The sequence below is a fragment of the Micromonospora sp. BRA006-A genome (assembly GCF_033433935.1).
Classification (GTDB): Bacteria; Actinomycetota; Actinomycetes; order Mycobacteriales; family Micromonosporaceae; genus Micromonospora; species Micromonospora aurantiaca.
In genome coordinates, this window is the sequence record NZ_JANCLW010000001.1 from 2,632,741 (window position 1) to 2,642,994 (window position 10,254).

Here is a 10,254-nt window from a genome sequence, read left to right on the forward strand (position 1 = left end):
TCCTAGCGGGAGTCGGACTTCTCGGTGCGGGCCTCGACGGCGGCCCGGCCGGCGGCCAGCCGCGCCACCGGCACCCGGTACGGCGAGCAGGAGACGTAGTCGAGCCCGGCGTCGGCGAAGAACCCGATCGAGTCCGGGTCGCCGCCGTGCTCACCGCAGACGCCGACGGTCAGGTCCGGCCGGGCCGCCCGCCCCTCGGCGACGGCGAGGCGGACCAGCCGGCCCACGCCGGTGGCGTCGATGCTCTCGAACGGCGACACCGGGAAGATCCCCCGTTCCAGGTACGTGGAGAAGAACGCGCCCTCCACGTCGTCCCGGGAGAACGCCCAGGTCATCTGCGTCAGGTCGTTGGTGCCGAAGGAGAAGAAGTGCGCCTCGGCGGCGATGTCCCCGGCGGTCAGCGCCGCCCGGGGCGTCTCGATCATGGTGCCGACCGGGATGTCCGGTGCGTCGGGCACCTCGGCCAGCACCCGCCGTGCCTCGTCCGCCACCGCGGCGAGTTCCCGCACGTCCCCGACCAGCGGCACCATGATCTCCGGGCGTGGGTCACCGCCGGCCCGGACCCGCTGCGCGGCCGCCTCGGCCAGCGCCCGCACCTGCATCGCGAACAGGCCCGGCACCACCAGTCCGAGCCGTACGCCCCGCAGCCCCAGCATCGGGTTCGTCTCGTGCATCCGGCGCACCGCCGTCAGCAGCACGCCGTCGTGGCCCGGTTCCTCGCCGCGCGCCTGCGCGCCCGCGACCCGGGCGGTCAGCTCGGCGAGCGGAGGCAGGAACTCGTGCAGCGGCGGGTCGAGCAGCCGGACGGTGACCGGCAGCCCGTCCATCGCCGTGAGCAGCCCGAGGAAGTCGGCCCGCTGCAACGGCAGCAGCTCGTCCAGCGCCGCGCCGACCTCGGCCGGGCCGTCGGCCAGGATCAGCCGCTCGACCAGTTCCCGGCGCTCGCCGAGGAACATGTGCTCGGTGCGGCACAGCCCGATCCCGGCGGCGCCCAGCTCGCGGGCCCGGCGGGCGTCGTCCGGGGTGTCCGCGTTGGCGCGGACGCCGAGCGTGCGCACCGCGTCGGCGTGGCCGAGCAGCCGGTGCACGGCGGCGACCAGCGGGTCGGCCTCCGGCCGCAGCTCACCGGTCAGGTACCGGGCCACCGGGGACGGCTGCACCGGCACCTCGCCGAGCCAGATCCGCCCGCTGGTGCCGTCGATCGAGATCAGGTCTCCGGCACGCACCACCTGCTCGCCCACCGTGAACTCGCCGCGCTCGACGTCGATGCCCAGCGCCTCGGCGCCGCACACGCAGGTCCGGCCCATGCCCCGGGCCACCACGGCGGCGTGCGAGGTCTTCCCGCCGCGCGAGGTGAGCACCCCGGCCGCGGCGATCATGCCGGGCAGGTCGTCCGGGTTGGTCTCCGGCCGGACCAGGATCACCGGCCCGTCGGCCGCCGCCGCGGCGGCCGAGTCGAACACCACCCGCCCGACCGCGGCGCCGGGCGAGGCGCCGACGCCGGCCGCGAGCGGCTCGGGCGCGCCGGCGGCGTCGAAGGCCGGGAACATGAGCTGGGCGAGCTGCGCCCCGGTGACCCGGGTGAGCGCCTCGTCGGCGGTGATCAGGCCCTCCTCGGCCAGTTGCGCGGCGATCACGAACGCCGCCGCCGCGGTGCGCTTGCCGACCCGCGTCTGCAGCATCCACAGCCGGCCGCGCTCGATGGTGAACTCGACGTCGCACAGGTCGCGGTAGTGCCGCTCCAGCGTCGCCATGATCTCCCGCAGCCGGTGGAAGCTCGCCGGGTCCAGCCGCTCCAGCTCGGTCAGCGGCACCGTGTTGCGGATGCCCGCCACCACGTCCTCGCCCTGCGCGTCGGTCAGGTAGTCGCCGTACACGCCGGGAGCGCCGGTGGCCGGGTCGCGGGTGAACGCCACACCGGTGCCGGAGTCCGGGCCGAGGTTGCCGAACACCATCGCCATCACGTTGACGGCGGTGCCCAGGTCGTCCGGGATGCGCTCCTGCCGCCGGTAGATCCGGGCCCGCTCCGAGTGCCAGGACTCGAACACCGCGCGCACGGCCAGGAACAGCTGCTCGTGCGGGGCCTGCGGGAAGTCGTGCCCGACGTGCCGGACGAAGATCTTCTTGTACGTCTCGACCAGGTCGCGCAACTGCCCGGCGCCCGGACCGTCCGGGCCGGCGGTGGCCCGCAGCGCGGCCAGCTCGTGCTCGAACTCCTCGGCCGGGATGCCGTGCACTGTCCGGCCGAACATCTGGATCAGCCGCCGGTACGAGTCCCAGGCGAACCGCTCGTCGCCGGTACGGGCGGCCAGCCCGGCCACCGTGGTGTCGTTGAGGCCGATGTCGAGGATCGTCTCCATCATCCCCGGCATCGAGTACCGACCGCCGGAACGCACCGCCAGCAGCAGCGGGTCACGCGGGTCGCCCAGCCACCGGTCCAGCCGCGCCTCCACCTCCCGCAGGTGCGCGTTGATCTCCTCGTACAGGCCGTCCGGCGGCGCGCCGGTGGCCAGGTACGCCCGGCACGCGTCGGTGGTGACGGTGAACCCGGGCGGCACCGGCAACCCGAGCCGGGTCATCTCGGCGAGGTTCGCGCCCTTGCCGCCGAGCAGGTCGGCCCGGCTGCGATCACCCTCGATGAAGTCGTAGACGTACTTCGACATGGTCCGGCCTCCTCGACTGCGTCGTTCCACCTCCTTGGTAACCGGGCCGGGCGGCGGCGCGGCAGGGCCGGACGGGACACACACCGGGCCGGAGGTCCCGAGAGTGTCGGTGGGTGCCCGTATCGTTCCGGCCGTGACCAACGAGGTGCTGCTCCGCCCGGTGCGCGACGACGACCTGCCCGCCTTCTTCGCCCACGAACAGGACCCGCAGGCGAACTGGATGGCCGCGTTCGGCCCGAAGGATCCGTCCGACCGGGCCGCGTTCGACGCGCACTGGGCACGCATCCGCGCCGACGAGCGGATCGTCAACCGCGCCGTCACCGTCGACGGCCGGTTGGTCGGGCGGGTCGCCGCGTTCCCGGTCGGCGAGCAGACCGAGGTCAGCTACTGGATCGACGCGGCGCACTGGGGGCGCGGCCACGCCACCGCCGCGCTGCGCGCGCTGCTGCGCGAGGTGCCGCACCGGCCGCTGCACGCCCGCGCCGCGAAGGACAACGCCGCCTCGCTCACGGTGCTGCGCAAGTGCGGCTTCGTCGTGGTCGGCGAGGACTCCGGGTACGCCCCGTCGCGCGGCACCGAGGTCGAGGAGTACGTGCTGGAGCTGCCCGCCGAGGGGTCTGACCAGCCAGACCGCTAGTCTCCCCGGGTGAACTGGCTGGAACTCGTCGGCTGGGCCGGCTCCGCGCTGCTGGTCTGGTCCCTGCTGCAGACCCGGATCCTGCGGCTGCGCGCGCTCAACCTCGTCGGCTGCCTCATCCTGATCGGCTACAACACCGCGGTGCAGGTCTGGCCGATGGTGGGGCTGAACGTGGTGCTCGCCGTGATCAACGTCTGGTACCTGCGCAAGCTGCTGGCCACCCGGCACGACGAGCAGACCTACCAGGTGGTCGAGGTGGGCACCGGCGACGCCTTCCTGGCGCACACGCTGCGCGTGCACGCCGCCGACATCGCCCGGTTCAACCCCGGCTTCCACTGGGATCCGGCCGCCGCCGACCGCTCGGCGTTCCTTGTCGTACGCGCCGACGAGGTGGTCGGCGTGATGCTCTCGCACGCCGAACCGGGCGGCGTGGCCCAGATCGACCTGGACTACGTGACCCCGCCGTTCCGCGACTTCACCCCGGGCGAGTTCGTCTACCGGCGCAGCCGGCTGTTCACCGACCGGGGCTTCCGCCGGGTGGTCAGCCCGCCCGGCATGATCGCCCCCTACTACCACCGGCTCGGGTTCCGCCCCGAGGGCGGCGCGTACGTGCTCGACCTGCCGGTTCCCGCCACGAGCGGGTGAACCGGGCGTCCGCCGCCCGACGCTCAGTGATCGCACAGGATTCAGGCGCGGGCCCGCGGGGCAACAGAGGGCCACGCCGACCGGATCTACCGGCCGGCGAGTCGGCCATCGGCCGACCCGGATCGGGCCGAGGGAGATAACCGGTCGTGCAGAGCTACTGGAGCCAGCTTGCCCTGGTCGGTGTGCTGGTGATCCTCAACGCGGTGTTCGCCGGCAGCGAGATGGCCCTGGTCTCCCTGCGCGACAGCCAGGTGCAGCGGCTGGAGCGCAGCAGCCGCGGCGGACGCACCCTGGCCCGTCTCGCGAAGGACCCGAACCGGTTCCTGGCCACGATCCAGATCGGCATCACACTCGCCGGGTTCCTGGCCTCCGCCGCCGCCGCGGTGTCCCTGGCCCGGCCGCTCGTCCCGCTGCTGGGCGTCTTCGGCAACGCCGCCGAGACCGTCGCCATCGTCGCCGTCACGCTGGTGCTCACGTTCGTCACGCTCGTCTTCGGTGAGCTGGCCCCGAAGCGGATCGCCATGCAGTCGGCCGAGCGGTGGGCGCTGCTGGTGGCCCGCCCGCTGGACGTGCTGTCCAGCATCACCCGGCCCGCCGTCTGGCTGCTGGGCGCCACCACCGACCTGGTGGTACGCCTGTTCGGTCTGGACCCGAAGGCCGAGCCGGACGAGATCGGCCCGGACGAACTGCGCGACATCGTGGCCGGCAACCACGGCTTCACCAAGGAACAGCGCACGATCATCGCCGGCGCGGTGGAGATCGCCGACCGGCAGTTGCGGGCGGTGCTCGTACCCCGGTTGCAGGTCTTCACGCTCGACAGCGGCACCACCGCGGAGGCCGCGCGGCTCGTCCTGGCGGCGACCGGCCACTCCCGGGCGCCGGTGGTCCGCCACGGCGGCCTGGACGAGGCGGTGGGCGTGATCCACCTGCGGGACCTGGTCGGCGTCTCCGACGACCGGCCGGTCGACGAGATTGCCCGCCCGCCGATGCTGCTGCCCGACTCGCTGCCGGTGGTCGACGCGCTGCGCCAGTTCAAGGCCGAGCGCCAGCACATCGCGCTCGTGGTCGACGAGCGCGGCGCGGTCGACGGGATCGTGACGCTGGAGGACATCCTGGAGGAGATCGTCGGCGAGATCTACGACGAGACCGACCGGGACCTGCGCGCCGTGCGCACCGAGGCCGACGGCACGCTGGTGCTGCCCGGCACGTTCCCGGTGCACGACCTGACCGACCTCGGTGTGGAGCTGCCGAACCGGCCCGCCGGCGACTACACTACTGTCGCCGGGCTGGTGCTGATCTGCCTCGGGCACATCCCGACGGTGGCGGGGGAGCAGGTCACCGTGGACGGCTGGGAGCTGTCCGTGGCCGGCGTCGACCAGCGGGCGATCACCGAGGTGCACGTGCGCCGCCACCGTCGCGGCGAGCACTCGGCGGACGACGACGCGGCGACCGGCAGCCCGGACGGCGACGCGGCCGACCCGGCCGACGCCCCCGAACTCGACGACGCCCGCCGCTGACCGCGCCGGACGGTCGCCTCACCGGCGTCCGGAGCTGCCTGGCGCGCCGCGGCCCGGCGTCCGCGGCCTGGCGTCCGCGGCCTGGCGTCCGCGGCCTGGCGTCCGCGGCCTGGCGTCCGCGGCCTGGCGTCCGCGGCCTGGCGTCCGCGGCCTGGCGTCCGCGGCCTGGCGTCCGCGGCCTGGCGTCCGCGGCCTGGCGTCCGCGGCCTGGCGTCCGCGGCCTGGCGTCCGCGGCCTGGCGTCCGCGGCCTGGCGTCCGCGGCCTGGCGTCCGCGGCCTGGCGTCCGCGGCCTGGCGTCCGCGGCCTGGCGTCCGCGGCCCGGTTCAGCGGCCTCCGGCCGGCGGGCCGAACGGGAAACCGGGCACCGGCGGAAGCAGCTGCACCGCGTCGGCGGGCAGCTGACGGGTGCTCCGCCCGACCAGCCGGGCCACCACCCGCAGCAGCCACGGCCCGGACGGGTGCAGCTCGGGGCCGATCAGCCGGCTGATCACCCGGGTCCACCAGTGGCCGGCGACGATCACGTCGGTGATCCGCAGCCGGTCCGGCGGCCACCCGCCGCGCACCACCACGTCCACCACCCGGCCCAGCCGCCGCCCGTGCAGGTCGTACGCGGTGCGGCCGAGCAGCTCACCCGCTCGCACGGCCGGACCCCGGAATGCGCTCGATCAGGTGCCGGCGCAGCCACGCCTCCACCGGTGACGGCGGCAGGTCCGCCGCCGGGCAGCGCAGCCGCACCGCGCTGTCCACGCGGGCGACCTGCGACAGCGGTACGCGCAACGGCGGCACCGGCGGGTCGTCGGTGAACCGGTCCGCCACCGCCACCAGCAGCCGCCCGACCCGCCCGCCGATCCGCTGCCCGAGCGCGCCCTGCCCGGTGAGCAGGCAGTCCACGTACGGGTAGCCCTCGTCGTCGACGGCGAACGCGATGTCGTCGACCCGCCCGACCAGCCGCCCGTCCACGTCGACGATCTGCCGGTCGAGCAGCCGCTTGGCGAGCTGAACCCTCATGGCCCCATCCCCGTCATGATCGCCAGCGGGATCGCCGCCACCGAGGCCGCGACGATGAGCAGCAGGAACACCGCGCCGAGCAGGTTCATCCACCGCCCGTTGACCCGGTCGCCGAGATACCCGCGGTCGTTGGCGACCACCAGGATCGGCAGGTACGTCAGCGGCAGCACCACAGCGCTCAGCACCAGCATGTACTCGGTGAGCCGCACCGGGTCCACAGTCGTCATCAGCATCACCACACCGAGCAGCAGACCGACGAGAAGCACGCTGTGGAACCGGGCCGCCTCCCGGGGGCGGACCCGCTTGCCCCACTGCCACCCGAAGTACTGCGCCGCCGCGTACGCCGCCGACAGTCCGGTCTCCAGCGCCGCCCCGAACGTCACTGCGAAGAACGCCAGCACCGCGGCGGCCAGGCCGGCGCCGCCGAGCGCCGTGGCCACCGGCCGCGCCACCTCGTCGAGCGTACTGAGCGACGCCTCGGACGGGTGATAGGCCACCGTCGCCACGGCGACCAGCGACAACGCCAGGAACCCGCCCACCGGGAAACCGATCAGCACGTTCGAGCGGGCCCGCGCCAGGTCCGCCGCGCCCCACCGCTCCTCCACGCCGCCGGAGGAGAAGAAGAACACTTCGTACGGGCTCACCGTCGAGGCGAACAGCGCCACGGCAACGAACCAGTACAACGGCCAGCCGTGCCCCGACGCGCTGATCTGCCACGCGCCCTGCCCGAGTTGCGGCCAGTCGGTCGGCAGCGCCACCAGCGCGACCGCGAAGACGAGCAGCGCCAGCCCGGCCAGGCCGAAGATCCGTTCCATCAGCTCGAACCGCAACCGCCACAGCACCAGCCAGACCGCCAGCGCGGCGAGCGGCACCCAGAACAGGTGGCTCAGCCGGGTCGCCAGTTGCAGCGCCAGCGCCACCCCGCCCAGCTCCGCGGCGAGCGTGACCACCGTGACCAGCCACGACGCGACCAGGTTGAGCAGCGCCACGCGCGGCCCGAGCCGCTCCCGGACCAGGTCGAACACCGCCCGTCCGCTCACCGCCGCGATCCGGCCGGCCATTTCCGCGTACGCGCAGATGCCGGCCACGCCGACCAGCAGCACCCAGGTGTGGGCCATGCCGAACAGCGCGCCGGCCTGACTGGCCGCCACCAGGTCGCCGATGTCGACGAAGCCGCCGACTGCCGACAGCACGCCGAGCGTGGCGGCGAACAGCTTCCTCACGTCGGGTCGGGAGCGGACGATCTCACCGAGGCGACGATATCGGCGTCAGTGCCCCTTTTCGGGCTGAATCGGCCAGCCCGCGGATGTCAGGCGGCGGTGAGGTTCTGCAGCCGCACCTGACCGCGCGCCACCAGCCGGCTGTCGGCGTCGGTGATCTCCACGAGCCAGAGCTGCTGGCTGCGGCCCCGGTGCACCGGCGTGCCGACAGCGGTCAGCTCACCGTCGCGCACCGCGCGCAGGAAGTCGGTCTGGTTCGACACCCCGACCACGTTGCCCTTGTCGCCCAGCCAGAGCGCGCCGCCGATGCTGGCCGCCGTCTCCACCACCGAGCAGTAGACCCCGCCGTGCTGGATCCCGTACGGCTGGTGCAGCTCCGGGCGCACCTTCCAGCGGATCACCACCCGGTCCCCGCTGACCTCGTCGAACGTGAGGCCCAGCAGGGCCACGAAGCCACCGGTCAGGTTCGGCATGTCCACCGCGGTTCCTCCTCGCGTTCGACGGCGCCGCCAGCCTAGTCGGCCGCACCTCGGCAAACCCGGTACGGGCCGGGCCCGGTGATGGGGGAGAATCGGTGACCGTGACCGACAGCAACCTCCCGCAGGGGCGGGACTCCCTGACCGACGACCTGCTGTGGCGGGGCCTGATCCAGGACTCGACCGGCCTCGACGAACTGCGCGAGCTGCTCGACGGCGGGAGCACCACCTTCTACGTGGGCTTCGACCCCACCGCGCCGAGCCTGCACATCGGCAACCTGATGCAGGTCGTCATGGCCCGCCGGCTCCAGCAGGCCGGGCACCGTCCGCTGCTGCTCGTCGGTGGCGCCACCGGGCAGATCGGCGACCCGAAGGAGAGCGCGGAGCGGACGCTGAACCCGCCCGAGGTGATCGCCGGCTGGGTCGAGCGCATCCGCGAGCAGCTCTCGCCGTTCGTCACGTACACCGGGGAGAACGCGGCGCAACTGGTCAACAACCTGGACTGGACCGGCGAGATGTCGGTGGTCGAGTTCCTCCGGGACGTCGGCAAGCACTTCCCGGTGAACAAGATGCTCGCCCGCGAGGTGGTCAAGGCGCGGCTGGAGACGGGCATCAGCTACACCGAGTTCAGCTACCAGCTCCTCCAGGCCAACGACTACTTCGAGCTGCACCGCCGGCACGGCTGCCGGCTCCAGTACGGCGGCTCCGACCAGTGGGGCAACATCACCGCCGGCGTGGACTACATCCGGCGGCGGGGCGCCGGGCCGGTGGAGGCGTTCACCACGCCGCTGGTCACCAAGGCCGACGGTACGAAGTTCGGCAAGAGCGAGACCGGCACGGTCTGGCTCGACCCGCAGATGACCAGCCCGTACGCGTTCTACCAGTTCTGGGTCAACGCCGACGACCGGGACGTCAGCCGCTACCTGCGGTACTTCAGCTTCCGCTCCCGCGAGGAGCTGGAGGAGCTGGAGAAGGCGACTTCGGAACGCCCGCAGGCACGCCTGGCCCAGCGGGCGCTCGCCGAGGAGCTGACCACGCTGGTGCACGGCGAGCGGGAGATGGCCCAGGCGGTCGCGGCGAGCCAGGCCCTGTTCGGGCGCGGCTCGCTCGACGAGCTGGCCCCGGAGACGCTGCGCGCCGCGCTGACCGAGGCCGGCCTGGTGCACCTCGACGAGCTGCCGGACGTGGCCGGCCTGCTCAAGGAGTCGGGCCTGGTGCCGAGCATGAAGGAGGCACGGAGGGTCATCGCCGAGGGCGGCGCGTACGTCAACAACACGCGCATCTCCGAGGTGGACGCCACTGTGCCGGCGGACGCCCTGCTGCACGGCCGCTACCTCGTGCTGCGCCGGGGCAAGCGCTCGTTCGCGGGCGTCGAGCTGCGTGGATAGCCGCTGTCGACTGTGTGACGCGGGACGCGCTCAGCGGATTTGACGATCACTCCGCTGGGCGCGTAACTTTCTCTCTGCCAGCGCGGAACGGACGAAACAGGGCGAAAGACCTGGAAGGCCGGAGCGCAGGACCTGAGAACCGGGTGGTGCCCCGGATTCGCCGGGAGGCGGATTTGGCGAGGCGGAACCGACCGGGTAAGGTTGTCGGCCGGTAGGGAAACGGACGAGTCAGCGGGAAACCGCGGGCGGCCGGCCTGCCGAATTCCTCGGAAACGACCGACGGAAGTCGGTTGAATCGGGGTGCCCGGTTAAAGGTGATGCACGACAAACCGGTTGACACCGGTTTGACACGGCAGAAACCACCGGGTAACGTAGTAAAAGTGCCCGGCGCGAGAGCGGCGGGTGGGTGAACGAAATGCCCCGGCTGGGGTTCCACGGTTGTGGGGCTTGTGGTTGGTGTGTGGTTGTTCTTTGAGAACTCAACAGGGTGCTTGTAAAGCCAGTGCCAATTGTTTTATACCCCGGACTGGTCAGGCCTTTTGGTTTGGCTGGTTGGGATTCCTTTGGCAACACTTTTGTTGCCAGGTTGATTGCTGTTCGACAAGTTTTTGTTGGAGAGTTTGATCCTGGCTCAGGACGAACGCTGGCGGCGTGCTTAACACATGCAAGTCGAGCGGAAAGGCCCTTCGGGGTACTCGA

9 protein-coding genes are annotated in these 10,254 nt (G+C 72.6%); 4 read left to right on the forward strand and 5 right to left on the reverse strand.

The annotated features are described in order from the left end of the window. Positions 1-2 precede the first annotated feature (2 nt). Positions 3-2,663, reverse strand: coding sequence for a pyruvate, phosphate dikinase (ppdK, locus tag NMK34_RS12590; protein ID WP_318333521.1), 2,661 nt, complete (start codon positions 2,661-2,663; stop codon positions 3-5). Between the two features lie 133 nt (positions 2,664-2,796). On the opposite strand from ppdK, the gene NMK34_RS12595 reads away from it, so the two are divergent. The 3 genes from NMK34_RS12595 to NMK34_RS12605 all read left to right on the forward strand — a co-directional run bounded on the left by NMK34_RS12595 (position 2,797) and on the right by NMK34_RS12605 (position 5,462). Then, positions 2,797-3,300 (forward strand): GNAT family N-acetyltransferase, encoded by a 504-nt coding sequence (locus NMK34_RS12595; RefSeq protein WP_318333522.1) that lies wholly within the window; start codon positions 2,797-2,799, stop codon positions 3,298-3,300. A gap of 9 nt (positions 3,301-3,309) precedes the next feature. Then, positions 3,310-3,945 carry a hypothetical protein gene (locus NMK34_RS12600; protein ID WP_318333523.1) on the forward strand — a complete coding sequence of 212 codons (636 nt, stop codon included), beginning with the start codon at positions 3,310-3,312 and terminating at the stop codon, positions 3,943-3,945. Between the two features lie 146 nt (positions 3,946-4,091). After that, positions 4,092-5,462: a hemolysin family protein gene (locus tag NMK34_RS12605; protein ID WP_318333524.1), complete on the forward strand. Its 1,371-nt coding sequence runs from the start codon at positions 4,092-4,094 to the stop codon at positions 5,460-5,462. A 324-nt stretch (positions 5,463-5,786) separates the two neighbouring features. Here NMK34_RS12605 and NMK34_RS12610 read toward each other — a convergent pair whose 3' ends face one another. From NMK34_RS12610 to NMK34_RS12625, 4 genes are all read right to left on the reverse strand, one after another. Then, on the reverse strand, positions 5,787-6,104 hold the full coding sequence (locus NMK34_RS12610; protein ID WP_318333525.1) for a PRC-barrel domain containing protein: 318 nt from the start codon (positions 6,102-6,104) through the stop codon (positions 5,787-5,789). Then, positions 6,091-6,471 carry a hypothetical protein gene (locus NMK34_RS12615; protein ID WP_135239471.1) on the reverse strand — a complete coding sequence of 127 codons (381 nt, stop codon included), beginning with the start codon at positions 6,469-6,471 and terminating at the stop codon, positions 6,091-6,093. The genes NMK34_RS12610 and NMK34_RS12615 overlap by 14 nt, the downstream gene beginning before the upstream one ends. Continuing rightward, positions 6,468-7,694, reverse strand: a complete 1,227-nt coding sequence (locus tag NMK34_RS12620; RefSeq protein ID WP_318333526.1) for an NRAMP family divalent metal transporter — start codon at positions 7,692-7,694, stop codon at positions 6,468-6,470. Before NMK34_RS12620 ends, NMK34_RS12615 begins: the two co-directional genes overlap by 4 nt. A gap of 86 nt (positions 7,695-7,780) precedes the next feature. Further along, a complete protein-coding gene (locus NMK34_RS12625) occupies positions 7,781-8,170 on the reverse strand; it encodes a PaaI family thioesterase (RefSeq protein WP_030502439.1) in 390 nt (129 codons plus the stop codon). A 101-nt stretch (positions 8,171-8,271) separates the two neighbouring features. Between NMK34_RS12625 and tyrS the strand changes: the two genes are divergently transcribed. Next, on the forward strand, positions 8,272-9,555 hold the full coding sequence (gene tyrS, locus NMK34_RS12630) for a tyrosine--tRNA ligase (RefSeq protein WP_318336334.1): 1,284 nt from the start codon (positions 8,272-8,274) through the stop codon (positions 9,553-9,555). Positions 9,556-10,254: the final 699 nt, after the last annotated feature.

What these genes read in the sequence shown, in the direction of transcription:
- ppdK (WP_318333521.1), bottom strand. Translation starts at nt 2,663, where the DNA reads ATGTCGAAGTACGTCTACGACTTCATCGAGGGTGATCGCAGCCGGGCC.
- NMK34_RS12615 (WP_135239471.1), bottom strand. Translation starts at nt 6,471, where the DNA reads ATGAGGGTTCAGCTCGCCAAGCGGCTGCTCGACCGGCAGATCGTCGAC.